This window comes from Brucella sp. LJL56 (genome assembly GCF_054871705.1).
The window spans coordinates 25,986-51,986 of sequence record NZ_JBTXLQ010000005.1 but is presented as its reverse complement, the minus strand read 5'-3'; the positions used below and the strand labels follow the sequence as shown (position 1 = coordinate 51,986).

Genomic DNA, 26,001 nt, shown 5'->3' with positions numbered 1-26,001 from the left:
GGGAGGATATGAAATGTTGTCTGGAAGAGTAAAAATACTTGCCGCATCCGTTTGTCTGGCTATGACAACGTTAACAATGACCGGGTCGGTTTCCGCGGCCGATCTGGAAGTCACGCATTGGTGGACATCTGGCGGCGAAGCTGCTGCGGTCAAGGTGCTGGCCGAAAAGTATGATGCGCTAGGCGGTGACAAATGGGTTGATGGCGCTATTGCCGGTAGCGGTTCTACTGCGCGCCCGATCATTATCAGTCGTATTCTCGGCGGCAATCCCATGGGAGCCACCCAACTCAATCACGGACGGCAGGCCGAAGAGTTGGTACAGGGTGGCTTGATGGCTGATCTGACAGAGCTTGCAGAGAAGGAAGGTTGGGCTGAATTCATTCGCCCGAAGAGTCTTCTGGAATCCTGCACTTATGAGGGGCGTCTTTATTGCGTACCCTTGAATATTCACTCTTGGGAGTGGATGTGGATTAATCCGCAGGCATTCCGTGATGCTGGAGCCGAGCCGCCGAAAAACTGGAATGATCTTGTCGCTGCCGGTCCCAAGCTCAAGGAAAAAAACATCGTGCCGTTAGCAACCGGCGATGGTTGGCAGGTGAACGGCATGCTGACCGTTCTGACAACCGCAATTGGCGGTAAAGACCTCTATCTGAAGGTGAATAAGGATAAGGATGCCGAGGCAGCACGTGGCCCGGAAATGAAAAAGGTCTTCGAAGCTCTGGCAGAGGCGCGATCACTAGCCGATCCGGGTTATGTCGGTCGTTCATGGAACGAGGCAACCAATATGGTGCTGACCGGTCGCGCAGGTACTCAGATTATGGGCGACTGGGCGCAGGGCGAATTTGGTACTGCGGGCAAGGTTGCAGGCAAGGATTATGACTGCCTGCCCGGTCTTGGTATTCACCAGTATCTTGATACCGGCGGTGACGCGATCTACTTCCCAAAGAATAAAGATCCGGAAGTTACCAAGGCGCAGCTCAAGCTGGCAAGCATGCTCGTTTCCAAGGAGACGCAGGTTGCTTTCAACCTTGCCAAGGGTTCGCTTCCAATCCGTGGAGATGTTGATCTTGATGCAGCTTCAAGTTGCATGCGTGCGGGTATCGATATTCTGAAGAATCCGGACAATATCGTCCCGTCTGTGGAACAATTGCGTGCACCGGATACGCAGGGGCAGATCGAAAGCCTGGCAGCCGAGTTTTTCTCCAATCCCGATATGACAGTCGATGATATTCAGGAACGTTTTGCGGAGATCATTGAACAGGCACAATAGTCTCGTTCAGCTCTTGCGCCGTCGATGAGGACGACGGTGCAAGACTTCCCGAAAGCCGGGACAGGGAGAAACATTATGGCCGTTATGGGCGAAGGCATTCAGCGCAAGCCACCGGGAATATTTCGCAATCTCAATGCGAAGGTTGCAGCGATTCCGATGATCGCGACCGTTCTCGTGGTCTTTATAGGGTGCACGCTCTGGACGGTCTTCTATTCCTTCACATCTTCCAAATCGCTGCCGACATGGAACTTTATCGGATTCGACCAATATATGCGCCTGTTTTCCGCAACCCGCTGGCACGTGTCGGTCCGCAATCTGGCGATCTATGGCATCCTCTGCATGGGATTCTCGCTTGTGATGGGGTTTGTGCTCGCAGCGCTGATGGATCAGAAAATCCGCTTTGAAAATACGTTTCGCACGATCTTCCTTTATCCCTATGCCCTGTCGTTCATTGTGACAGGTCTCGTCTGGCAGTGGATATTCAATCCGCAGCTTGGTCTGGAGAAGGTCATTCGGGATATCGGCTTCGACAATTTCCAGATGGCCATCCTGTCGAGCCGCACCTTCGTCATCTATGCCATTGTCATTGCCGGGCTCTGGCAGATGACGGGTCTGGTCATGGTTTTGATGCTGGCGGGGTTGCGTAATGTTGACGATGAAATCTGGAAAGCTGCACGCGTTGACGGCATTCCTAAATGGAAAACCTATCTTTTCATTATCCTCCCGATGATGCGCCCAGTTCTGGTGACGACCGTCGTATTAATCGCGACAGGCATCGTCAAACTTTATGATCTGGTCGTTGCCATGACCAATGGCGGTCCCGGCATCGCATCGGAAGTACCCGCAAAATATGTCTACGACTTCATGTTCGGTTGGGCCAATCTGGGGCAGGGTCTTGCCGCTTCCACGGTCATGCTGACCACTGTTCTGATCATTCTCGTTCCGTGGACGATGCTTGAATATAGCCGAAGGAAAGCCCGATGACGGAAGCTGTCCTGAACAGGAAGATGCCAACAGAAAATGAGGCTGTAGCAACCCAGATCCGCCCAGCGCCGAGGCCGGCATCGCAACCTTGGGGTCGCAAGCCGAAACGACGCTTTGCGCCTGCAACCATCATGCTCTACAGCGTCCTGTTTGTTGCTGCGGTCTATTATCTGCTGCCGCTCTACGTGATGGTCGTCACATCTCTGAAAGGCATGCCTGAAATCCGGCTCGGCAATATTTTTTCACCGCCAGTCGAGATCACATTCGAACCATGGATCAAGGCATGGAGCCAAGCTTGTACTGGCCTCTATTGCGAAGGCATCAGCGCGGGTTTCTGGAATTCCATCAAAATCACCGTGCCGAGTGTGATCGTTTCCATCGCTATCGCTTCGGTCAACGGTTATGCACTGGCAAACTGGAAGTTCAAAGGATCGGAAATCTTCTTTTCAGTCCTGCTGTTCGGAGCATTCATTCCGTATCAGGTCATGCTCTATCCGCTCGTTATCATTACGCGCGAACTTGGAATATTCGGCACGCTGACCGGCGTTGTCTTCATCCATACCATCTTCGGTATGCCTATCCTGACGCTGTTGTTCCGTAATTATTTTGCAGGTTTGCCGCCGGAATTGTTCAAGGCTGCCCGTGTGGACGGTGCCGGTTTCTGGCGCATTTTCTTTCAGATCATGCTGCCCATGTCGCTGCCGATCTTCGTCGTCGCGATTATTCTGCAGGTGACCGGTATCTGGAACGACTTTCTGTTCGGCGTGGTGTTTGCGGGAACGCAGAATTTTCCGATGACTGTCCAGCTAAACAATATCGTCAACTCCATGCAGGGTGTGAAGGAATATAACGTCAATATGGCTGCCACCATTCTCACAGGTGCTGTGCCGCTGCTCGTTTACTTTCTTTCAGGCCGTTACTTTGTTCGCGGCATCGCCGCTGGCGCAGTGAAAGGATGAGTTCATGAATTCAAGCGTTTCCATCCAGGACCTGTCGCTCGGCTTCGGCTCGGTCAACGTGCTGCAAAATCTCAATCTCGAAATCGGGGAGGGTGAGTTCCTCGTGCTTCTTGGACCTTCCGGCTGCGGCAAGTCCACACTGCTCAATTGCGTGGCGGGCCTTCTCAATATCTCCGAAGGCAGCATTTTCATCAAGGGACGCAACGTTACGTGGGAAGAGCCGAAGGATCGCGGCATCGGCATGGTGTTTCAGTCCTATGCGCTTTATCCGCAGATGACTGTAGAAAAGAACCTTTCCTTCGGTTTGCGCGTCGCCGGTCTGCCGAAAGCGGAGATCGACAAGCGCATCAAACGTGCGGCCGAGATTCTCCAGATCGAACCGTTGTTGCAGCGTAAACCTTCAGCGCTGTCCGGCGGTCAGCGTCAGCGTGTCGCAATCGGCCGTGCGCTGGTACGAGACGTCGATGTGTTTCTGTTTGATGAACCGCTTTCCAATCTTGATGCAAAATTGCGCTCAGAACTGCGGGTCGAGATCAAACGCCTCCATCAGAAGCTTGGCAATACGATGATCTATGTCACGCACGACCAGATAGAAGCCCTGACGCTGGCGGATCGTATTGCAGTGATGAAGGGCGGGGTGGTCCAGCAATTGGCTGATCCGCTGACGATCTATAATCGGCCGAAAAACCGGTTTGTCGCAGGTTTTCTCGGCTCGCCGTCGATGAATTTCTTTTCCGGGGAAATTACGGTCACACAAAGCGAGCCCGTATTCCATATCGGAGAGACTGCTGTGCGGCTCGACGGATATGACGGGAAGCTGGCGCCAGGACAGAAGGCGATCCTTGGTGTTCGTCCAGAGCATATCAGGCTTGACGTCGAAAACGGCTTTGAAGCGACCGTCGATCTGGACGAGCCGATGGGCGCCGACAGCCTTGTCTGGCTTCGCTTGAACGGTCATCCGCTATCCGCGCGAGTGGAAGCCGGTAAACGCTATCGGGCAGGCGAGAAGGTTAGGATCGGTTTCAAACCTGACGCCCTATCACTTTTCGATGCCCAAACGGAGGAGAGGCTTTAGATGAATAGCGAAAAACACTCCCCTTAAGAGCCTCCTGGAAGAGGCGAAACTACTGGCTTTCAATGGACGGCACGAAGATCGCTTTGGGCCGCGCAGGGATGCTTTGACCTCAGGAAAGCCCGAGACAAATCAGGACAGAGTTTGAAGGATGAGGACATGAACGGTTATTCCTATCAACTTTACAGCTCCCGCAACTTCCAACCGTTGGAGCGCACGCTCACCATGCTGCGTGATCTCGGTTATCGCCGGGTAGAAGGCTATGGCGGAATTTACGGTGATCCGGTTCGCTTAAAGAAAGACCTGGACACTTTGGGGCTCTCCATGCCTACCGGACACTTTGGTCTGGATATGCTGGAAAATGAAGTAGACCGCGTTCTGGAAATTGCCAAGGTCACCGATATGAGGGCGATTTTCTGCCCTTATCTCGAGGCAGATCGCCGCCCGGACAGCATTACCGGTTGGCAGGAGTTCGGAAAGCGCCTGACAGCAGCCGGGGAGCCTTATCGCAAGGCGGGCTATGCATTTGGCTGGCACAACCACGATTTTGAGTTCCGTCCTTTGGTTGATGGTTCAGTGCCACAGGAGCATATTCTTGATGCTTCGCCCGATCTTGCATGGGAGGCGGATATTGCGTGGATCATCAAAGGTGGTGCCGACCCGCTGGAGTGGATCGGGCGCTATGGTGACCGCATTCTTGCGGTCCATGTCAAGGACATCGCTGCAATTGGTGAAAAAATCGACGAAGACGGTTGGGAAGATGTCGGGCACGGAACTGTCGATTGGGCCACATTATTTGCGGCTTTGCGCAAGACAGCTGCCCGCTATTTCATCATGGAACACGATAATCCATCGGATGACAGCCGATTTGCGAGCCGTTCCATCGAAACTGTCACGAATTTCTGAGTTGGAGAACGAAATGACCAAGACACTTGGTGTCGGCATTATTGGTTGTGGCAATATATCCGCAGCCTATTTGCGGCTGTCTCCCATGTTTCGAGGTATCGAAATTAGGGCCTGCGCCGACATTAATCCAGCCGCTGCCAATGTGCGTGCGGAAGAGTTTGGCATAAAAGCGCAGACTATTGATGAGCTACTTCAGAATGACGATATCGATATTGTCGTAAATTTGACAGTTCCCGATGCCCATTATGCCGTTACGATGCAGATTCTGGCTGCAGGCAAACATGCTTACTCGGAAAAGCCACTGGTTCTATCGATGGCACAGGGGCTGGAACTGAAGGCGCTTGCCGATGGTCGCAATCTGAAAGTGGGATGTGCACCCGATACATTTCTTGGCGGTGCACACCAGTTGGCACGCCGCGAGATCGACAACGGCAATGTCGGTCGCATCACGTCGGGCACATGCCATGTCATGAGCCATGGCATGGAGCACTGGCATCCAAACCCTGACTTTTTCTTCCGGCAGGGTGGCGGCCCGATCCTTGATCTTGGGCCCTACTACATCGCCAATCTCGTCCATCTCATCGGGCCGGTGAAGCGTGTTGCAGCTTTGACTTCTGCGGCTACACCAACTCGCACGATCAGCTCGGAACCGCGCAACGGCGAAACCATTCCGGTAGAAACACCGACAACCATTCACGCATTGCTGGAATTCGAACAGGGGGCAACAATAACTCTTTCAGCGAGTTGGGATGTCTGGGCGCACCGCCATGCGAATATGGAACTGTATGGCACCGAAGGATCGCTCTATCTGCCGGATCCCAACTTTTTTGGAGGGGAAGTGCAACTGGCAAAGCCAGGTGAGCCGGTTAAACCTGTCGAGAATTGGGAGCATCCTTTTGGTATTGCCAATGAACAGCATTCGCAAGGTATGATGGCCAATTATAGGACGGCGGGTCTGGCAGATATGGCGGCTGCCATTCTCGACGGTCGCGATATGCGTTGTTCTCTGGAACGTGCACTGCATGGGGTCGATGTCATGCTGGCTATTCTAAAGTCGGGCGAAGAAAAGCGTTTCATCGATATCGAAACACGCTGCACTCGCCCGGAAGCACTCGATATTACCGCAGCAGAATCCTTACTGCGGCCAGCAGAGAATAGAAAAAAGCGGGCGGCAAACTGACTTTGCATCGCTCCTCCCGAGCGATAGGAGGCTATTCCGATCTTGCGGGATCGGAGTGGCCTCCGCCCATTTTTTAACCGCCCATTTTAACCGATGGTCTGCAAGGACCTGACATCCACACCATTGATCCGGCCCAGGATGGCTTTACCAAGTTGTTGCCCGGCGAGCTTGAAACTCTCCTCGACGACAATCAACCCCGGGCGAAACCAGTGCAAGATTTGCGTCGACTGCTTGGCTGCCACATCGACTTCATTGCCTATATTCAATCCGGCATCTTCGACCCCGGCGACGATTGCCAGTGCCGCAGCACTGCCGGAGCAGATGATACCGTCCGGTCGATCAGGTCTCTTCATCAATTGAGCAATTTGCTGCCGCAAGTCCTCAAGCGGCGTATCCAGATCAACGCCCTCAAGTGGCGATCCGCTGCAATGAAAAGCACGCAACCCTTCATAAAACCCACCTACCATATGCCGGTAATAGGTGAGATGCGGGGGCGGGGTCAACAAAGCGAGCCGCTTTCGTCCGCGTGCGGACAGTTTTCCGACCATATCCAGCGCGAAAGTGAAATTGTCAAAATCATGAAACGGGTGCTCGACGCCCGCATCTGTGCGACCGTGCGTGGCAAATGGAAAATCGTGTTCCGTCAGATAATGAACGCGCTGATCGTCCGGTTCTGTACGTGAGAAGATAATGCCGTCGGCTGAACCTGTTTCAACGATGTATCGGATCGGCTCGATCGGTGCCCGAGAATGGAAATAGGGCGTAAGAATGAGATGGTATTGCGTTTCAGCCAGAACATCCGCAACACCATGAATGACCTGACTGGTAAAGCCCATGATCTCGTCTTGCGTATTCAGGACGAGCGCAATGACATTTGTCTTGCCGGTCCGAAGTCGCACACCCGCACGATTGGGGCGATAGCCGATCTGCCGTGCGATTAACTGCACCCGCTTGCGCGTTTCCGGTCCGATTTCTGGTGCGTCCTTCAGAGCGCGTGAAACGGTCGTCACACCGAGACCGGTCATGAATGCAATTGTCTTCAGCGTCGGGCGTTCGTTCTCGAGGAACGGTTTGGCTGGATTTTGCGGCTTGGAAGCCTGCGGGCTCCGTTTTTCATTCATGCGCATTTCGTCCAACAGCGAGGAGCGACGTGTATAGATAAAGATAGAATTATCTTTATCTATCAATAGCTTGTTTTGTAAGCCTTGTCATCTTTTATGATGTTGCATCGGCATTTCCGATATCATTTTAGATGCAATTTATTACGTGTCTCAGGCGCTCGGCTCATTGGGCTTTCTATCTTATCGGGCTGGGTCATCGCCAGCGATGCGGACTTCTCCATATTTGCTGTTTTGACTGGATTGTCATGATAATATTTCAGTATAATAAGACAATCCGGGATATGTCATGATGGAGTCGGCTTGCGAATGTGGGAACCCATATTGGAAATGCGCAAAGGCGTGACCAAGCATCGGCTTTTAACGGACAAAATTATCGATGATATCGAGAAAGGCGTTCTGCTGCCCGCAACGCGTATGCCGACCCATCGAGATTTGGCCCACAAGCTCGGGCTTTCGGTGCAGACAGTCAGTATCAGCTACAAGGAGGCGGAACGTCGTGGCTATCTACGTGGAGAGGTCGGTCGAGGAACCTATGTCTGCAACCGTGTGACGGAGCGAGCTGATCGGTTTATGCTTGACCGGGATCCCAGCGGAACCGCAGATCTATCAATCATTCGGGCGGTCTATACAGAAGCGCACGAAAATGCATCGCGTCGCCTGTTGGAGGAAATGAGCCAGTCGGACAATGCCAGCTTCATGCGCCCGTGTCGTCCGATTGCGGGGCTGGATCGGCATCGTGCTGTCGCCAGGGACTGGCTGCGCGGCCTATCGGTAGACGTCGATCCGGGTCGGATCATCATCACGAATGGTGCTGCGCATGGACTTTTTCTCGCCGTCGCTGCTGTCGTTCAACCTGGAGAGGTGGTGCTTACGGAAAGCCTGACTGACCATGGCATTATCGGTCTTGCCAATGTACTTGGGTTCACTCTGCGAGGCCTCCCGATTGACGAGCAAGGCATTCTCCCCGATGCGCTTGAAAGCGCCTGCAAGGCCGGTGACGTTCGTGCGCTCGTGATTATCCCGACGCTGGGCAATCCGACAAGCCACCTGATGGGAAGCGAACGCCGTATTGCAATTGCTGATATAGCGCGGCGATATGCAGTATGCGTTATCGAGGATGAAGTTTACAAACCCATTCTTGAAGAGAAACTGCCCTCGATGCCGGAACTTCTGCCTGAATTGGGCTTCTTTGTAACAAGCTTCACCAAGACGGTCATGACCGGGTTGCGCACTGGTTATCTCGTTGTTCCGACCCAATATTCCATTAGGGTTACATCCATTCTGCGTGTGACGAGCTGGAGTGGGGTCAATCTTATGGGTGAAATGGCCAGCCGCTGGATCGAAGATGGCACGGCAGCCGAACTAATTGCAATGCAGCGTAGTGAACTGCGATCCCGTCAGGCACAAGTTACCGATATTCTGGGTGCGCATGTGGCGGGCAGCAATCCGCTGTCGCTTTGTGCCTGGCTGAAGATTCCTCACAACTGGTCGGAGGATAGTTTGGTGCGCGCGCTTGCCAATAAAGGTGTAGCGGTCACGCCGTCCGATCCTTTTGTGGCAGGCGCTGACCGCGCTAAGGGCGGCATTCGTATCTGCCTTGGCGGACGGCTCTCACGCTCGGCTTTGCAGATGGCGCTTGAGACGATCCGCGAGACTTTTGCCCAGTTGCCGCCTGTCTACGATGTGGGGGCAATCGCCTAGAGCATTTCCTGTTTTAGAGCATAATCCGACCGGAGTGAAACGAGGATCGATAAGATTATGCTTGAAATAGAAGAAGTTAGAGCGCCGATCTGATCCAATCAGATCGAAACGCGCCCTCATTGAATCATGAGAAATGTTCTATCTATTTGTTTTTATGCGCATCCTGAAAAGCGTTTCATACTTTTCGGGATGCGCTCCAGGTGATGGACGTGTCAGTGGCTTTAAAGCACTGACTGAAGGAACTCTTTGGTGCGAGCTTCGGTCGGTGCCTGGAATATCTGGTCCGGCGTGCCTTGTTCGCAGATGCGTCCTTTGTCGAAAAAACAAACGCGGTCAGATACTTCCCGGGCAAATCGCATTTCATGTGTAACAAGAAGCATGGTCAGGTCATGTTCCTGCGCCAGACCGCGAATGACAGAAAGCACTTCGCCGACAAGCTGCGGATCAAGTGCGGATGTCGGTTCGTCGAACAAGAGCACGCGCGGGCGCATGGCCAGTGAGCGTGCGATGGCGACACGCTGTTGCTGGCCGCCTGAAAGCTGCGAGGGATAGTGATCCTTCTTGTCCGTCAAACCCACAAGCGAGAGCAGATCGAGTGCACGAGCCTCCGCTTCTCCACGCTTCATGCCCAGTACATGGATCGGGGCCTCAATGATATTGCGCAGCACCGACATGTGCGGAAACAGATTAAAGCTCTGGAACACCATGCCCACATGCGATCTGATTTTGCGCAAATGGCCTTCGCTCGCCTGAAATTGTCCTTTTCCGTTTGGCTCGTGGTAGGACATATCTGCGAGTTCGAGCGTGCCTTCCTGAAAGGGCTCCAGCGTCATGAGGATGCGGAGTACGGTCGATTTTCCCGATCCCGAGGGGCCGATGAGCGTGACCTTCTCACCGGTTTTGACCGAAAAATTGAAGCGATCCAGTACCGTCAGCGCCCCGAAGCGTTTGGTTACGTCCTGAAAGCGGATAATTTCCTGGGTCATTTGAGAGCGATCCCGTTCTTTGGAAGTGTGCGTTCGAGCAGGCGTATCAGCGCCGAACAGATAATGGTTAGTACGAGGAAGATCAGGCCGACCATCGACAACGGCACCAGATATTCGAAGGTACGGTCGCCGATCAGATTGGCGAGGTTCAGCATGTCGACAATGCTGACGACAGATAGAACCGGGGTCTCCTTGAGCATGGAGACGAGGTAGTTACCCATGGCTGGAATAATCCGCGGCACGGCTTGCGGAATGACAATATCGCGATAGGTACGCCATGGCGTAAGGTTCAGGGCGCGTGCCGCTTCCCATTGTCCGCGTGGAATAGCTTCTATGCCGCCTCGATAAACCTCTGACGTATAGGCTGAATACTGAAGGCCAAGTGCCAGCGCGCCAGTCAGGAATGCGGGCAGAACAATGCCATAGACCGGAAGCACGTAGTACAGGAAAAAAAGCTGCACCAAAAGCGGCGTGTCGCGCAAGAATTCCACCACGACTGCCGTCGGCCATGAAATGATCTTGTAAGGGCTGCGGCGCAGAAGTGCGAAAACAAGGCCTAGAACCAGCGCAATTGCAAAGCCGGTAGCAGCGGCTTTCAGGGTTACGGTAAGACCAATCGCCAGAATTGGCAGAATGGAAATTGCGAAGGAAAGTGTGGACGAGGTGTCCCAGGCATAGCCGTAGATCATGCGAAACCTCCAGCCATGGTCTGGCGTTTCAGACGCCGTTCCAGCCAACGAATAGCCGAAGCAAGCACGAGCGCCATTGCGAAGTAGCCAAACAGGGTCAGTGTATAGATCGTCACGCTGTCGAGTGTCAGATTGCGCAGACGTTGGGCCTGGAAGGTTAGGTCGCTGATGGCGATCAGCGAGGCAAGTGCGGTATCCTTGAGATTGTGGATGGCGAGGTTGCCGAAGGCTGGCATCATTTCGACCACTGCTTGCGGCAGGATTACGTGAAACAAGGTATGTCGCTTGCTGAAGTTGAGCGCACGCGCCGCTTCATGCTGTGCTTCCGGAACAGCCTGTAAGGCACCGCGCACCACTTCGGCGCCATATGCACCGATATTGAACCCAAGCCCCATGATGCCGGTCGTGATCGGATCAAACGAAATGCCGATCAACGGCAAGGCATAGTAGAGCCAGAATAGCTGCACGAGCAGCGAGGTGCCGCGGAATATCTCGATATAGATCACCGCAATCGTGGACAGGATCGGCCCACCGGCAAATCGGGCGATCCCGGCAGCGAATGCCAATATAGTCCCGATGGCCATCGAACTGAGCGCTAGAACGACGGTGATTTGCGCCCCTTTGAAGAGAGCAGGAAGATATTCCGTCCAGTGCATATGTTCGTCTCCCGGTTGAGATGAGACAAGGCCCGCCGAGCCGTTAATCGGTTCGGCGGGCAGCAATTCAATTTACTTTGCTTTGCAGAGGCTGGCCGTATCCACAGTTCGGGCAGCTTCTACGCTTTCCTCACTAAGTCCATATGTCATAAGGATTTTCTTGTAATCGTCAGTCTTCTTGAACTCGATGAGCTCTTTGTTGAAGGCTTCGTAGAACTCCTTATCTTCCGGACGGAAGCTGAAGGCGCCGAAACTTCTCGCAGACTTGCCGTCGACAACTGGGTCTGTGAATGGATGCGCCTGTTCCAGTTCCGGTGAATTGTCGACCAGTTTGGCCACCGTCAACTCCGTTGCGGCATAGGCATCGGCGCGTCCGGTCTGAACCGTCGATGGCGCATCGGCATTGCCCTGGATCATGACGATTTGTGATTCATCAATACCCATTCCATGCAGGAAATCGATCTGGTCTGCACCTGAAACGATCGCAACTTTCAGCGACGGATCCTTCTTGATGTCTTCATAGGAATGAATCTTCTTCGGGTTGCCCTTGGGGACCAGAAGACCTTCGCCGTAACTCGAATTTGCAACAGTGAACTGAACCTGTTTGCAACGATCCGGCAGGACATTCTGCTCCGCCGCAACGAACTCGAACCGCTTGGCTTTCAGGCCGGGAATGAGCGAGCCGAATGGAGTAACGGTCCAATCGACTTCCTCGATGCCGAGTTTCTTGAAAATTGCAGCAGCGACGTCAGGACCGATACCCTTGGCCGCGCCGCTTTCATCCATGTAGCCGTAAGGGACTTCGTTGGCAGTGGCTCCGCGAACGAAGCCTGCGCTCTTGAGATCGTCGACCGTAACGGCCTGTGACGGAAGCGTCAGAGCCAGGACCGCGGCTGCCGAAAACAGGGCGGAAATCGTATGAAGTTTCATGCGCATCGTGTTCACTCCTCTTTTTGAATGCCGGTTGTTTTGTCGTCCGGCTTGTCAGTTGGCTGGCATTGATCGGTTTATTTTGAGACTGGTTCCTCGCTGATCGTGGCAATGACCGATAGGCAGTCGCCCATCTTGATAAGGCCGGGAAAATGACGGGCAGCGAGAATCCCGTCGAGTGCTGCGCGATATTCCTGCGGGGCCACACCGGTGCGGGCAACAGTATGAACAAGCGCAATGAGATCGCCCTTGCGCACATCTGCGCCGAGGTCGACCAAAGGTTCAAGCAAACCTTCGGTATCGGCAAAGCCAAAGCACTCCTGCGATGGCATATCGAGCCACGTCGTAGGGGAAAGCTCCACCTCTCCGTGCAAAATGCCCGCATGGCACAAAAGGTTGCGAATGCCACGTTTGGCTATGGAGGCAGAGCGGGCTGAAATCGTGCCGCCGCCGGAAAGTTCGGTTGTCACGAACACCTTGCCCGCTTCTTCCGCAATGGTGTCGTACATGCCCACGGCGTCGATTTCGATCATCTGCATGGAGAAGGGGGCTGAAAAGGCTTTCACACCGGCAAAGCAACGCGCTTCCTGTGCCTTATCGGGCAACGCGTGTGCCGCAGCGTAGGGTAGGAAATCGAGCGTCCGTCCGCCGGAATGAAAATCCATGACGATATCGGCTGCGGGCAGAAGGTAGCGGGTGAAGTAATCCGCGATCTTTTCTGTCACGGTTCCATCCGGGCGACCGGGGAAACTACGGTTGAGATTGCCCTTGTCGATCGGGGATGTTCGCGTCCCCGCCAGAAAGGCTGGATAGTTCATTGCCGGAACAATGATGACACGCCCGCTGATCTGCTCCGGTTTGAGATTGGCGGCGAGATCGTAGAGTGCGACCGGACCTTCGTATTCATCGCCGTGATTGGCGCCCGTCAGGAGAGCCGTTGGACCGTCGCCATTCCGGATCACGCAGATGGGTAGCATCAGCGATCCCCATGCGGAATCGTCTCTGGACCAAGGCAGTCGCAGATGCCCGTGCTGCACGCCGTCACGGTTGAGATCGATGGTCGGCGTGATCGGGGAGGGACGTGAGGGAGGCGAAGTGTGCATCATCGCAGCGTCCTAATCCTTAACCACGAGCTTGCGCGGCACATTCGACAGGCACTCGACGCCTGTCTCGGTGATCACGATGCTTTCGGTGATCTCCAGCCCCATGGTTTCCAGCCAGAGACCTGTCATGAAATGAAAGGTCATGCCGGGCTGCAATTCGGTGCGATCGCCGGGGCGCAGGCTCATCGTGCGTTCGCCCCAGTCCGGTGGATAGGACAGGCCGATTGAATAGCCAGTGCGGTTGTCCTTGATGATCCCGTACTTCTTCAGCACAGCAAAAAAGCCGTTGGCGACATCTTCGCAGGTGTTGCCGGGACGGGCGGCAGCAAGTCCCGCTTCCATACCTTCGAGGGTGGCTTTTTCGGCATCAAGAAAGGCTTGTGTCGGCTTGCCGAGAAATACGGTACGTGACAGCGGGCAATGATAGCGCTTATAGCAGCCAGCGATTTCGAAGAAGGTGCCTTCGCCGGTCTTCATCGGCAGATCGTTCCAGGTCAGATGCGGTGCGGATGCGTCGGGTCCAGAAGGCAGCAGCGGCACAATGGCGGGATAGTCGCCGCCGAAATCGTCAACGCCGCGTGTGCCTGCATCGTAGATTTCTGCAACCAGATCGCATTTACGCATGCCTGGCTCGATTTTGTCGGCGATGCGCCGGTGCATGGCTTCCACTATGCGGCCGGCTTTGCGCATATAGTCGATTTCCGTCGGGCTTTTGACGGCGCGCTGCCAATTGACCAATCCTTGCGCATCCTTGAACCGGGCATTCGGCAAGTGCTTCTGCAAGGCGTGATGAGCGGCAGCCGTGTACCAGTAATTGTCGAACTCGACGGCGATCGTCTTGTTACCCCAGCCTTTTTCTTCCAGTATCGATGCCAGGAGATCCATGGGGTGGCGTTCCAACGATTGCACGTAATGATCGGGATAGCCGATAATGTTGTCGTGGCTGAGCCATGCGGTGCGTTTTGCGCCATTACCGTCCTGACCACGACCGTACCAGATTGGTTCGCCGTCCATTGCAAGCACAACACATTGATGGACATAAAAGGACCAGCCGTCATAACCGGTAAGCCAATGCATGTTGGATGGATCGGTGACAATGATGATATCGAAGCCCGCCTTCTCCATGGCGCGACGGGTTTTGGCTATCCGCTGATCGTATTCCGCGCGGGTGAAGTTGAGTTCCACACTCATCGACTGGCTCCTGCAGTTTTGGTTGAATCGATTTTTGTGCCTGCATTGCGCAGGCTGGCGCGCTCCGTGGCGAGACGAGCAATCGCCGTATCCTGAACGCCCGTTCCGGTGAGGTCGCAGAAGGTTATATCCTCTGCCTTCCGCTGGAATGTCGGGGCATTGAGTGCAATTTGGCCGAGTTCTGGGAAGACGGCATCCGTCGCAACAACCCCGGCCGAAATTGCATGATGCAACTCGCCGAGCCTGCGCGTCTGGGACAGGCTGTCGGCAACATAGATGATTGGGCGTTGGAACAGGGCAGGATCGATCTCGTTCTTGTGCTCGGCATCCGAACCCATCGCGGTAATATGCTGGCCGGGGACAAGCCACCCGGCCCTGACGATCGGCGTTTCCGATGGCGTTGTCGTGACAATGATGTCAGCGCCGTCGCAAGCTTCTTGCGCATCTCCGACTGCTTTCACTGAGATTCCGAGTTTTTCACTAAAGCTTCGCGCAGCTTTTTCCGCGTTATCGACGTTGCGTGCCCAAATCCGCGCTTCATTGATGGGCCGCACCAGTGTTAATGCTTCAAGCTGCATTCCCGCCTGCATGCCAGCGCCGAAAATGGTGGCGACACTGGCATTTTCCCGCGCCAGATATTTTGCAGCGACAGCACCGGCTGCAGCCGTGCGCACGTCGGTCAGGTAGCCATTGTCCAGTAACAGTGCCTCGATAAGCCCGGTCTTGGCCGAAAACTGGATCATCAACCCATTGGTTGACGGCAGGCCGATAGAGGGATTGTTGAAAAAACCCGGACTTACCTTGATGGCGAAACTGTTGAGCCCGGGAATATAGGCTGTTTTCACATCCACTTCGCCACGTTCGGCCGGGATGTCCAGCCGAAGAATAGGCGGCATGCTGACGCCGCCACTGGCGAGCGCGCGGAACGCATCCTCCACACAAGCCACGCTTTCAATGTCGAGGGCTATGATCTGTCGCAGGTCGGCTTCAGTCAGAATTCTCATCTCAGCCATCAGCCTGCCCTCTGATAGCGATCTTCCACGATCGCTCGGTGATGTTCAGGATCGATATTGCCGCCTGATATGATGACTGCAGTTGGTCCGGTTGGCTTGATCTTGCCGCTCAACAAGCCGGCAATGCCGACCGCTGCGGCACCCTCGATGACTTCACCTTCCCGTATTGCTGCATGTCTTATCCCGGCGGCGATCTCCTCTTCATCGAGCAGGATCACGTCGTCCAGCAACGAGCGGCACATTTCAAAAGTCCAATGATTGTCGAGTCCGATGCCGCCGCCCAGGGAATCCGCAAGTGTATCCAGTTCTTCGACATTGACCGGTTTGCCAGCTTTGAGGCTGGCATCCATGGCTGCGCCATGACGCATTGAAATCCCAATCACACGACTATGAGGGCGCCGGGCTTTCACTGCCGCCGCAATGCCAGCAGCAAGTCCCCCACCTGAAAGGGGAATGAGAACCGTCTCAGTGCCGGGATTGTCATCAATAATTTCCAAGCCTATTGTACCCTGTCCGGCAATAATGCGCGGATCGTCGAATGGAGGAATGACGTTCATTCCATCTTCGCGGGCCAGTCGCGCGACCTCTTCCATGGCATCATCCTGGGATTTTCCAACGATGCGCACGTCTGCACCAAGGTCGCGGATTGCATCGACCTTGTTGCGAGGCACGAGCGATGAAAGGCAAACGGTGGCGGTCAATCCTTGTTCGGATGCGGCATGTGCAAGGGCACGTCCATGATTGCCGGTTGACGCAGTCACAACTCCGCGTGTGCGATCTTCCGGCGACAGATCAAGGATGGCATTGCTCGCACCGCGCAACTTGAAGCTACCGGTCGTCTGTCGATTTTCAAGCTTAAGATAAACCGGGTTTCCGGCAAGTTCACTGAGATATTCGGAACGCGTAAGCGGCGTTTTCACGACAAGACCTTTCAGCTTGGCGTGAGCGGCTTCGATTTCATCAAGGCCAATTATTTCAGCAATCATTCTTGGCACGGCGCTGCCTCTCATAGCGTCATGGAAATGGGGAGGACTGCGTCAAGTTTTGCCGCGCTGCACCGAAAGAGCAGACAGAAGGCACAATAATGCACCACGTGCGAAACCGTAAGGCCGCATCCTCGTTCCCCATATGCTTGATTTTTTGTTCTTGGCTATATGTGTGAAAGACCATTCCCATCATGTCAATAATTAAATTGGATCATTACAATTTTGATCTGTAACGACTTTTCAACGCTCGAGTCTTGTCAGCGACGCAGGGGCATGCCAATGAGAACGGGAATGTTTGCAGATGCTGGATCCACAGAATGAAAGCCGCCTTGAAGCTCGACGCCGTCGATTTGCGTATTCTTGAAGCCGTTCAGGAGAATGCGCGGATCACCAAGCTTGCCTTGGCGGAGAAGGTCGGGCTTTCTGCGACGCCTTGCTGGTTGCGGCTACGCAAGCTGGAAGATGCGGGTATCGTGATTGGTTATCACGCACGCATTGCCTATCGAAAAATAGCCCCCATTGCACACGTCATTGTGCAGATCACCCTGGGCAATCATCGTCAAAGCGATTTTGACAGGTTCGAAAGGGCTATCATAGCCATTCCGGAAATTGTGTCCTGCTGGTCGGTTGGCGGTGGCGTGGACTATTTTCTGATGATCGTTGCACGTGATATTGATGGCTATCAGCGCCTGATCGACCGCGTTCTGGATCAGAACATCGGCATAGAGCGGTACTTCACCTATATCGTGACGAAGCTGGTCAAAGACGAAAAAGCGAGCGCGCCTTTGTCGTTGTTCAAGGAAGTGGCGGACTAGCCCAAACAGACTGTCTGGCTTTTAAATTTAGTCCAACTCGTATGTCTGTTGATGTGCCTTTGGTCCGAATTCAGAGCGATCCTGTGACAAGATTCTTCCAGAACTGGGAGAAGAACAATGAACGCCGTTCTGGATCATCCGATACAACATGACGGGCTTAACAGGCTTCGGGATAAGCATCTTTTCCGCGAACTCGGCTATGTCGATGGACGCTGGGTAGCAGGAGGCAAAGCGGAAACCTTCTCCGTTCTCGATCCTGCGACCGGCCGACGGCTAGCCCGTGTGGCAAGCCTTGGTGAAGCGGAGACGACGCTTGCGATTGATGCCGCTGTAAAGGCGTTTCCGGCCTGGCGTGATAAGTTACCCCAGGAACGATCTGCAGTCTTGCGGCGGTGGTCCGAGCTGGTCACCGCAAATCGCGAGGATCTCGCATTGCTCATGACGCTGGAGCAGGGCAAACCACTGGCAGAATCGTGTGGTGAGATCGATTATGGCGCATCTTTTATCGAATGGTTTGCGGAAGAGGCCAAGCGGCTGAACGGCGAAACCATAGCGAGCCATCTAGCGGATGCCGAGATGCTCGTGCGTCGCGAGGCGCTTGGTGTTGTGGCGCTTGTCACACCGTGGAATTTTCCGAATGCCATGATCACACGCAAAGCAGCCGCAGCGATTGCTGCCGGTTGCCCGGTCGTCGTGCATCCGTCTTCTGAAACACCGCTTTCAGCGCTTGCCCTGGCCGAGTTGGCCGAAAGAGCTGGATTGCCTGCGGGCATCTTCAATGTAGTAACCGGCAAGGCCGCGCCAATCGTCGACACAATGTGCCGCGATGAGCGTGTCAGGGCGTTGAGCTTCACCGGCTCAACCGAAATTGGCAGGCTGATTGCCACCAAATGTGCCGACACCGTGAAGCGGCTTGTCATGGAACTCGGCGGGCATGCACCTTTGATCATCTTCGACGACGCCGATGTCACGCGGGCGGTCGATGTCGCCATGGCTGCAAAGTTTGCCACTTCCGGTCAGGATTGCCTTGCTGCAAATCGCATCTTTGTCCAGCGCGGCATCTTGAAATCCTTCACCGAAGCCTTCGCTGCGCGCATCGCCGCACTTAAAGTTGGTAACGGGCTTGATCCGGCTACAGAAATCGGGCCGCTAATGCATAGCCGTGCGGTCGACAAGGTTGAAGAACACGTGCGGGACGCCGAGAAGCGGGGCAGCAAGGTGCTCGTTGGCGGCAACCGCGTGGGAGAAAATGCACTATTCTTCGAGCCGACATTGCTGGTCGATGTGGCAGACGATGCTGCGATAATGCACGACGAGACTTTCGGACCGGTAGCCGCAGTCACGGTTTTCGATGATGAAGACGAAGTCATCGCACGTGCCAATGCGACACAATATGGTCTCGTTGCGTACGTTGTAACGGCAAACGGTGCACGGCAGCTCCGCATGGGGCGTGCGCTCGAATACGGAATGGTGGCCATCAACCGCGCAAAGATCACCGGCGCACCGATACCCTTCGGAGGCTGGAAACAATCCGGGCTTGGCCGCGAGGGTTCCCATCAGGGCATCGAAGCCTTCACCGAACTCAAATATCTCTGCATCGATACCGCCGCGTGAAAACGTGGCGACAGGAAAGGAACATACCCATGTTGAACAATAGCAATGAACTCACCGCCTGGGATCGCGATCATTTCTTTCACCCGTCCACGCACATGGGCATGCATGCCCGCGGTGAAACGCCAACGCGTGTGCTGGAAGGCGGCGAGGGCGTGTATATTGCTGACGTGAATGGCCGCAAGAGCCTCGATGCATTCGCAGGTCTTTATTGCGTCAATGTTGGTTATGGCCGCACGGAAATTGCAGATGCGATTGCAGAGCAGGCGCGCAAGCTCGCCTATTATCATGCCTATGTCGGTCACGGCACCGAAGTGTCCATTACACTCGCCAAGATGATTATCGATCGCGCACCGGAGCATATGAGCCGCGTTTATTTCGGTCTTTCGGGTTCGGATGCGAATGAAACCAACATCAAGCTGATCTGGTATTATAACAATATTCTTGGCCGTCCCGAGAAAAAGAAGATCATTTCGCGCTGGCGCGGATATCATGGTTCAGGCGTGATGACGGGCAGCATGACCGGACTTGCGACCTTCCACAACGCGTTCGACCTGCCGCGTGCACCGATCCTGCATACGGAGTCCCCATATTATTTCCGCCGTGCCGACCGTTCGATGAGCGAAGAGCAGTTCTCGCAACATTGCGCGGACAAGCTCGAGGAAATGATCCTTGCTGAAGGGCCGGATACGATTGCAGCCTTCATCGGCGAGCCTGTTCTGGGTACTGGCGGTATCGTCCCACCACCGGCTGGTTATTGGCAGAAAATTCAAGCCGTTCTTGATCGCTATGATATTCTGCTTGTTGCCGATGAAGTCGTCACTGGCTTTGGCCGTCTGGGCAGCATGTTCGGTTCTGATCACTACGGCATGAAGCCTGATCTGATCACCATCGCCAAGGGCCTTACCTCAGCCTATGCACCGCTTTCGGGGTCGATTGTTTCCGACCGTATGTGGCAGGTGCTGGTGCAGGGATCGGACAAGATGGGGCCTATCGGCCACGGCTGGACCTATTCCGCCCATCCGATCTGCGCAGCAGCAGGCGTCGCCAATCTCAAGCTGATTGATGAATTGAACCTCGTAGAAAATGCGGGTTCGACCGGCGCTTATTTCCGCAAGGCGCTGCAGGACGCTCTTGGCGATCACAAACATGTAGGTGAAATTCGCGGCGAAGGCCTGATGGCGGCAATCGAATTTGTAGAAGACCTTGACGACCGCAGGTTTTTCGATCCGTCGCTGAAGATCGGCGCACAGGTTTCTGCTGCGCTGTTGGCCAATGACGTTATTGGTCGCGCCATGCCTGAAGGCGATATTCTGGGATTTGCGCCGCCGCTCTGCCTCACGCCCGAGGAAGCAGACAAGGTTGTAGCAGCCACGAAAAAGGCAGTCGCGACCGTCTTTGCTTAAGCCGTCAAAGGCCGCTGTCTGTCGGACGTAAGTTGTTCGATCAGCAGCGGCCTTTTCTTTCTTTCATCCCACGAGGTCGGATTGGCCTTGCCGAAGGTGTTTCACTCGCCATATGTGTCGGAAAGGCATTGAGGAGCCGTTCCTATGACGACGATTGAACTGAAGCGGATTTATGAAGCTCCTTCGCCGGACGACGGCTATCGCGTACTTGTAGACCGTGTCTGGCCGCGTGGTATGACGAAGGAGAAGGCGGATATAGACCTTTGGGCCAAGGACATCGCGCCATCGACCGATCTTCGTAAATGGTTCGGCCATGATCCCGCGAAATGGAACGATTTTCAGAAAAAGTACCGCGAGGAACTCGAAGGAAGTAAGCCTGCACTGAAGGATTTGATCGCCCATGCCAAGGCGAGAGGTGGCCGACTGACGCTATTATACGGCGCGAAGGACGAAGAGCACAATCAAGCGGTCGTCCTGCATGAGTTCATGCAAACTCTATAGACAACTTCGAAGAGTGCCATAACTCTGTGGCACTCTTCTTCGCTATTTAATAGTCAGATCACCACTTGGTGTGGATTTTCAGAAGTGCCTTGCGCCCTTCACCATAGCCGCAGACATAGATGCCCTGACAGCCTGCGACGTAGTTCTTGTCGAACAGATTGGTAACGTTGAGGTCAACGCCCCAATTGTCTTTTTCATAACCCAGTTTCAGGTCTGCAAGTGCCACAGCCGGCACCTTGAGCGTGTTTTCTTCATCCGCGTAGGAAGAACCGAGATAACGTACACCGCCACCGAGGGTCACGCCCTGAAAGGCGCCATCCGGTACCTTGTATTCAACAAAGACGGAGGCCTGTTGTTCGGGCAGGAGATAGGGACGATTGCCGATGATGTCGGGGTTGCTGTCGTTCTCTTTGATCTTCAGATCATAGGCGGTTACCGAAGCGGTCAATTTCCATGCGTCGGTGATATTAGCCTGAACCTCCAGTTCGAAACCGCGAGAGTTGACCTTGCCAAGCTGTTCGCGAGCGAAACTGGAACCAGTGAGGGCGTTTTCCTTGGTCAGGTCGAACAGTGAAGCGGTAATCAATCCGTCGAAAAGTTCCGGACGGTATTTGACACCCACCTCATACTGCGTCCCCGTTTCCGGCTGAGCGTAGCTGCCGTCAGCCAGCGTTTCGATGATAGGATTGAAGAAGGTGGCAACACTGACGTAAGGCGTTATGCCATTGTCGAACTCATAGCCGAGACCCGCACGCCCGGACGCCTTGCCCTTGTTATACCCGTAGCTTGGCAATCCTGTCGCGTCGGTTTTGACATAGTCGTAACGACCGTTGAGCGTCGCGATCCAGCCGTCGCCGAACTCCATTCGATCCTGAGCGTAAATGCCGATCTGGTGACGTCGCAGATTCTGATCGATATAGGGATCGAACATTGGCCCCTGCGGTTCACCATAAACCGGGTTGAAGCCGTCAATAACGGTCGCCCCGCCCGTCTGTTGCATCTGATCGATATGGAAATAACGGTACTCCACACCGAACAGAAGGTTGTGTGTCAGCGCATCGGTCTCGACCGTTCCTTCAAGCTGATTGTCCGCAAGGAAGGTGTTGACCGTGGTATCGTGCTTGAAATTGATGCGGGCAATATTCGGATTGCCTGGCGCTGGTTGCGGCAGGAAGCCTTCGTAACCATACGCATAGAGACTGTGTTCTTTCACATGGGAAAAGCCGTAGCGGACGTTCTGGCGCACAGTCCAGTCATTGTCGAACTGGTGTTCGAATTCATAACCAATGGAAGCCTGTTCGCGTTTGTAAGAGTCAATATCAGGCTCGGTGAAGTTCCGCTTGCGCGAAATCTTGCCGAATTCTGTGGGGACGACCGTGCCGTAATAAGGAAGAAAGCCACCGCCATCATGGGTTAGATCAAGATGGGTATAGTTGCCGAGAATGGTCAGCTTTGTCGCTTCGTCTGGCTTGTATTCAATGCTCGGCGAGATGACGCCGCGAAATTCCTTTGCGAAGTCCGTATAATTGTCACCGCCCTGGATTTTACCGTTCACACGGTAATTGACTGTATCGCTGGCCTTGTCGCCGACATCGAAACCGAGATAGGCGTTGCCGTAGCTATTGATGCCCGTTTCGAGATAGCGCAACCGTTCGCCGGTCGGGCGCTTGCTGATATAGTTGACAATACCGCCCGGATTGGAGCCGCCGTAAAGAGCAGATGACGCGCCACGCAGAACGTCGATACGCTCAATGCCGAAGCTATCGATCAGGAAGCCGCCGAAGCCGTAGCTGAAGTTCTGCAGGCCGTCGAGATAAGTGCCATATTGGGTGGCTTCGAAACCGCGAATATAGAGCCAGTCGGTATCGTTATCGACGCCGAAAGGCTGTCCTAACACGCCTGGTGTATAGCGGAGCGCTTCATCCAGCTTCTGCGCGCCAATGGCATCCATCTGCTCCCGACCCACGACGGATACGGATTGCGGGATCTTCTCGATGGCAACGCTGTCTTTCGAACCCGTCGTCGTTGCTGTCGGTACAAAACCGTTTACAGGCGCAACACCTTCATTGCTGCGGCCATTTCCTGTCTGCACAATGACTGTGTCGAGGCGAACCGCATTGTTCGCGTCTTGCGCACCGGCCGTTGAGAGCGGCAGAACTGCAAGTGCTGCACCGCTGGCCAGCAGGGTCAGGAAATGTTGCTTTATCGATGTCGTCATCCGGTGCAAGCCCCTTGAGAAATCCCATATGTGCTCCGGCTTTTTGATACCCGTTAGGGCTTCAGCCGGGTGCGACGAATGCGTCGGCGTTGCCACGCGTCGCAAATTAATATGAGTATTTACATCAAGATATCTCTGGAAGATTGTTCGTTATTTCGCCCAATTGAATGATCTTTGGCTAATGTACGGCGCCCTTTGAATATCAACGGATCCGGGTCTAGTGGAACTGCTGTCTGACCCAAGCCGCAGGCGTGATGCCGGTCAGTTTTTTGAAAACACGCGTGAAATGCGCCTGGTCGGCGAAACCGGTGAGGGCTGCGATATGCGGTAGTGACGCACTTGGTTGCCGGAGTAATATCTGGGCCCGGTCGATGCGTTTCTGCATCTGCCAGGCGTGAGGCGAAATGCCAGTCGAGGCCTTGAAGGCGCTGCAAAAATAGGATTCGGATAATCCGGCGAGCGCCGCCAATTCCTGCAGGCGGATAACACGGGCGTAATTGTCTTCCATGAATTCGGTCACACGGCGCAGTTGTCGCGGCGAAAGCTTGCTGTTACGGATCTTTTGTTCCAGTTGTGCTTCAAAGAGTTCGGCAACAAGCGCCGTTAGCAAACCTTCTCCATAAAGGTTGTGCATCGGTGCCTTCGAAAGACATTCTGCCGCCAGTAGGGAGCCGATCTGCTCAATCTTCGGGCTAGAGAAGAACAGGCGCGGTTTCTCCATGCTGCTTTTGTTCAGCATGTAACCGAAGCGCTGTTGCAGAGCCGCAATATCGAAATGCAAATCGAGATGCTTCAGTTTTCCGGGGCGTGTCACATGGCTCCAGATCGTCATGCCCGCAGGTATGTAGCAGAGCTTTTGCTGCGGGTGAGCATTGACCGACGCATGATTGGTTTGTTCAGGACCGATGGTCAGCTCACCTCGGCTTTCAAGTATAAGAAAAAGACGCGGCGCTTGTGAAACATATTCTCCGCGCGCGGCCGGTCCGCAATTGACTGACCATACGTCGGCTATTGCGCCATTCCACACGCGATAGTGAAGATCGTCCAGCAAGCTGACGTCCTCGATGTGGCTCTTCATGTGCGGATGGAAGCCCAAACTCTTTTTTCCCGATGGCGTTTCTCAAAACATGTATATCTTTCTCATATTTTACTATCAACCGTTGATGAACTGCTTTATTGCAGGACAGATATCTAGGTCCTGACCCTAGAGTTGACCAAAATCAGGAATGAGATTGATGGCTTTCGCTCTGTTCGAACTTGAGAATGTCACCTTTTCAGTTGCTGGACGCACACTGTTGCAGCCACTGACGATGTCGATACCGGCGGGAAGTCTGACAGCGCTTATCGGGCATAACGGGTCAGGCAAATCGACACTTTTGAAAATCCTGGCCCGGCAACAGCCCGCCTCCGGCGGCATTTTACGCTTTTCAGGCAAAGCACTCGGTGAATGGGGTGACCGTGAGTTCGCGCGTAAGCTCGCCTATCTGCCACAGCAGACGGCACCTGCCGCAGGCATGTTGGTCAAGGAACTCGTCGCTTTGGGACGGTACCCATGGCATGGCGCCCTTGGTCGCTTCGGAGTAGCCGACCGCCAGAAAGTGGAGGAAGCGATCGAACTGACCGGGATCGGCCCTTTCGCGGATCGTTTGGTCGACACGCTTTCAGGCGGTGAACGTCAGCGCGCCTGGCTTGCCATGCTGGTTGCTCAGGATGCTGAATGCCTTTTACTTGATGAACCGACATCGGCGCTTGATATCGCGCACCAGATTGAAGTTCTCTCGCTTGTGCGTAAGCTGTCACACGAAAAGGAACTGAGCGTCTTCGTCGTGTTGCATGACGTGAACATGGCTGCGCGCTTTTGCGATGAGGTGTTCGCGCTTCACAGCGGCAGGTTGATCGCGCAATCGACCCCCAAGGGGATCATGGTGCCGGAACGCCTTGAGGAAATCTACGGGATTCCGATGGAAGTCATGCAGCACGTCTCTACGGGCCGGCTCATCGCTTCGCCGCGATAGCTATCAATCTCTACCTTCTTCAGGTGCTCCCAGCGGAAATAGCTGACGGAATGGCCGTGCTTCGTCGAGGGCACGGGCATAACTCGGTCGTGCAAGCAGGCGTTTGCGATAGGCCCAAACATTGGCGAATTTTTTGGGAATGGCACAGGTCCAGTCTGCGTAGAGCAGGGAAGGTGCCGCGGCGCAGTCGGCGAGGCTGAAATCATCGCCCGAGACCCATTCGCGCCGCTCCATATGCCGATCCAGAAATGCGTAGGCTGTATCGAACGCCGCTCGCCAACGGTTGCCGCCGTCATCGTGTTCTCGGCCAATTGCAATATAAACAAGGCGTTGTTGTGGATAGTTGATGTAGTTATCGAAGAAACGATCCCACATTCGCACATCCGCACTGGCAAGTGGATCAGACGGGATCAATCGCTTGGTCTGAGGATAGGCAGCTTCAAGATATTCGATGATACCAGTCGCCTCAAACACCAGTTTTCCATTGTCCGTTAGTACTGGAAATTTACCGAATGGCCAAAGTGCAGCGAACTCGCTGGCTACCGGTTCCGTACCATCGAGCATTCTTGCTTCGAAGGCGATGTTCTTTTCATAGAAGGCCGTTATCGCCTTCTGGCAATATGACGAGAATGGGTGAAGGTAGAGTTTCAAGGTCATCATGGTCCTCCCAGACAGATGGCAGATGAAC

The 26,001-nt window shown here is 54.3% G+C and carries 24 protein-coding genes; 12 read left to right on the top strand and 12 right to left on the bottom strand.

The annotated features are described in order from the left end of the window. The first annotated feature begins 13 nt into the window (after window positions 1–13). The 6 genes from ACYSN1_RS16165 to ACYSN1_RS16140 all read left to right on the top strand — a co-directional run bounded on the left by ACYSN1_RS16165 (window position 14) and on the right by ACYSN1_RS16140 (window position 6,371). Window positions 14–1,270 (top strand): ABC transporter substrate-binding protein, encoded by a 1,257-nt coding sequence (locus tag ACYSN1_RS16165; protein WP_461726618.1) that lies wholly within the window; start codon window positions 14–16, stop codon window positions 1,268–1,270. Between the two features lie 75 nt (window positions 1,271–1,345). Further along, the gene (locus ACYSN1_RS16160; protein ID WP_461726617.1) at window positions 1,346–2,254 is read left to right on the top strand and encodes a carbohydrate ABC transporter permease; all 909 of its coding nucleotides are present in this window, start codon (window positions 1,346–1,348) and stop codon (window positions 2,252–2,254) included. A 23-nt stretch (window positions 2,255–2,277) separates the two neighbouring features. Further along, the gene (locus ACYSN1_RS16155; RefSeq protein WP_461726639.1) at window positions 2,278–3,213 is read left to right on the top strand and encodes a carbohydrate ABC transporter permease; all 936 of its coding nucleotides are present in this window, start codon (window positions 2,278–2,280) and stop codon (window positions 3,211–3,213) included. Between the two features lie 4 nt (window positions 3,214–3,217). Then, complete coding sequence (locus ACYSN1_RS16150) at window positions 3,218–4,288, top strand: ABC transporter ATP-binding protein (protein WP_461726616.1); 1,071 nt, start codon at window positions 3,218–3,220, stop codon at window positions 4,286–4,288. Between the two features lie 156 nt (window positions 4,289–4,444). Then, window positions 4,445–5,191 (top strand): sugar phosphate isomerase/epimerase family protein, encoded by a 747-nt coding sequence (locus ACYSN1_RS16145; RefSeq protein WP_461726615.1) that lies wholly within the window; start codon window positions 4,445–4,447, stop codon window positions 5,189–5,191. 13 nt (window positions 5,192–5,204) lie between these two features. After that, a complete protein-coding gene (locus ACYSN1_RS16140; RefSeq protein WP_461726614.1) occupies window positions 5,205–6,371 on the top strand; it encodes a Gfo/Idh/MocA family protein in 1,167 nt (388 codons plus the stop codon). A gap of 86 nt (window positions 6,372–6,457) precedes the next feature. On the opposite strand, the gene ACYSN1_RS16135 is transcribed toward ACYSN1_RS16140, so the two are convergent. Then, window positions 6,458–7,492, bottom strand: coding sequence for a LacI family transcriptional regulator (locus ACYSN1_RS16135; RefSeq protein ID WP_461726613.1), 1,035 nt, complete (start codon window positions 7,490–7,492; stop codon window positions 6,458–6,460). Between the two features lie 306 nt (window positions 7,493–7,798). Here ACYSN1_RS16135 and ehuR point away from each other — a divergent pair, with 306 nt between their 5' ends. Beyond that, complete coding sequence (gene ehuR, locus ACYSN1_RS16130) at window positions 7,799–9,193, top strand: MocR-like ectoine utilization transcription factor EhuR (RefSeq protein WP_461726612.1); 1,395 nt, start codon at window positions 7,799–7,801, stop codon at window positions 9,191–9,193. 221 nt (window positions 9,194–9,414) lie between these two features. Here the strand turns inward: ehuR and ehuA are convergent, their stop codons facing one another. From ehuA to eutB, 8 genes are all read right to left on the bottom strand, one after another. Further along, entirely contained in the window at window positions 9,415–10,179 is a 765-nt protein-coding gene (gene ehuA, locus ACYSN1_RS16125) for an ectoine/hydroxyectoine ABC transporter ATP-binding protein EhuA (protein WP_140021202.1), read from the bottom strand. Beyond that, a complete protein-coding gene (gene ehuD, locus ACYSN1_RS16120) occupies window positions 10,176–10,868 on the bottom strand; it encodes an ectoine/hydroxyectoine ABC transporter permease subunit EhuD (RefSeq protein WP_140021203.1) in 693 nt (230 codons plus the stop codon). The genes ehuA and ehuD overlap by 4 nt, the downstream gene beginning before the upstream one ends. Further along, a complete protein-coding gene (gene ehuC, locus ACYSN1_RS16115) occupies window positions 10,865–11,524 on the bottom strand; it encodes an ectoine/hydroxyectoine ABC transporter permease subunit EhuC (RefSeq protein ID WP_461726611.1) in 660 nt (219 codons plus the stop codon). The genes ehuD and ehuC overlap by 4 nt, the downstream gene beginning before the upstream one ends. 72 nt (window positions 11,525–11,596) lie before the next feature. Then, complete coding sequence (ehuB, locus tag ACYSN1_RS16110) at window positions 11,597–12,460, bottom strand: ectoine/hydroxyectoine ABC transporter substrate-binding protein EhuB (RefSeq protein ID WP_461726610.1); 864 nt, start codon at window positions 12,458–12,460, stop codon at window positions 11,597–11,599. A 71-nt stretch (window positions 12,461–12,531) separates the two neighbouring features. After that, a complete protein-coding gene (gene doeB, locus ACYSN1_RS16105) occupies window positions 12,532–13,560 on the bottom strand; it encodes a N(2)-acetyl-L-2,4-diaminobutanoate deacetylase DoeB (protein ID WP_461726609.1) in 1,029 nt (342 codons plus the stop codon). Window positions 13,561–13,569: 9 nt separating this feature from the next. Further along, window positions 13,570–14,748, bottom strand: coding sequence for an ectoine hydrolase DoeA (doeA, locus tag ACYSN1_RS16100; protein ID WP_461726608.1), 1,179 nt, complete (start codon window positions 14,746–14,748; stop codon window positions 13,570–13,572). Beyond that, window positions 14,745–15,761, bottom strand: a complete 1,017-nt coding sequence (locus ACYSN1_RS16095; protein WP_461726607.1) for a cyclodeaminase — start codon at window positions 15,759–15,761, stop codon at window positions 14,745–14,747. The genes doeA and ACYSN1_RS16095 overlap by 4 nt, the downstream gene beginning before the upstream one ends. After that, entirely contained in the window at window positions 15,761–16,747 is a 987-nt protein-coding gene (eutB, locus tag ACYSN1_RS16090) for a hydroxyectoine utilization dehydratase EutB (RefSeq protein ID WP_461726638.1), read from the bottom strand. The genes ACYSN1_RS16095 and eutB overlap by 1 nt, the downstream gene beginning before the upstream one ends. A 329-nt stretch (window positions 16,748–17,076) precedes the next feature. On the opposite strand from eutB, the gene ACYSN1_RS16085 reads away from it, so the two are divergent. From ACYSN1_RS16085 to ACYSN1_RS16070, 4 genes are all read left to right on the top strand, one after another. After that, entirely contained in the window at window positions 17,077–17,562 is a 486-nt protein-coding gene (locus ACYSN1_RS16085) for an Lrp/AsnC family transcriptional regulator (RefSeq protein WP_461726637.1), read from the top strand. Between the two features lie 117 nt (window positions 17,563–17,679). Beyond that, window positions 17,680–19,176, top strand: coding sequence for an NAD-dependent succinate-semialdehyde dehydrogenase (locus ACYSN1_RS16080; protein WP_461726606.1), 1,497 nt, complete (start codon window positions 17,680–17,682; stop codon window positions 19,174–19,176). Window positions 19,177–19,205: 29 nt separating this feature from the next. Then, window positions 19,206–20,579: an aminotransferase gene (locus ACYSN1_RS16075; protein ID WP_461726605.1), complete on the top strand. Its 1,374-nt coding sequence runs from the start codon at window positions 19,206–19,208 to the stop codon at window positions 20,577–20,579. Window positions 20,580–20,723: 144 nt separating this feature from the next. After that, complete coding sequence (locus tag ACYSN1_RS16070) at window positions 20,724–21,080, top strand: DUF488 domain-containing protein (RefSeq protein WP_461726604.1); 357 nt, start codon at window positions 20,724–20,726, stop codon at window positions 21,078–21,080. A 58-nt stretch (window positions 21,081–21,138) separates the two neighbouring features. On the opposite strand, the gene ACYSN1_RS16065 is transcribed toward ACYSN1_RS16070, so the two are convergent. Further along, entirely contained in the window at window positions 21,139–23,298 is a 2,160-nt protein-coding gene (locus ACYSN1_RS16065; RefSeq protein WP_461726603.1) for a TonB-dependent siderophore receptor, read from the bottom strand. Between the two features lie 217 nt (window positions 23,299–23,515). Then, a complete protein-coding gene (locus ACYSN1_RS16060; protein ID WP_461726602.1) occupies window positions 23,516–24,376 on the bottom strand; it encodes a helix-turn-helix domain-containing protein in 861 nt (286 codons plus the stop codon). 157 nt (window positions 24,377–24,533) lie between these two features. Here ACYSN1_RS16060 and ACYSN1_RS16055 point away from each other — a divergent pair, with 157 nt between their 5' ends. Further along, entirely contained in the window at window positions 24,534–25,313 is a 780-nt protein-coding gene (locus tag ACYSN1_RS16055) for an ATP-binding cassette domain-containing protein (protein ID WP_461726601.1), read from the top strand. 3 nt (window positions 25,314–25,316) lie between these two features. On the opposite strand, the gene ACYSN1_RS16050 is transcribed toward ACYSN1_RS16055, so the two are convergent. After that, complete coding sequence (locus ACYSN1_RS16050) at window positions 25,317–25,970, bottom strand: glutathione S-transferase family protein (protein ID WP_461726636.1); 654 nt, start codon at window positions 25,968–25,970, stop codon at window positions 25,317–25,319. Window positions 25,971–26,001: the final 31 nt, after the last annotated feature.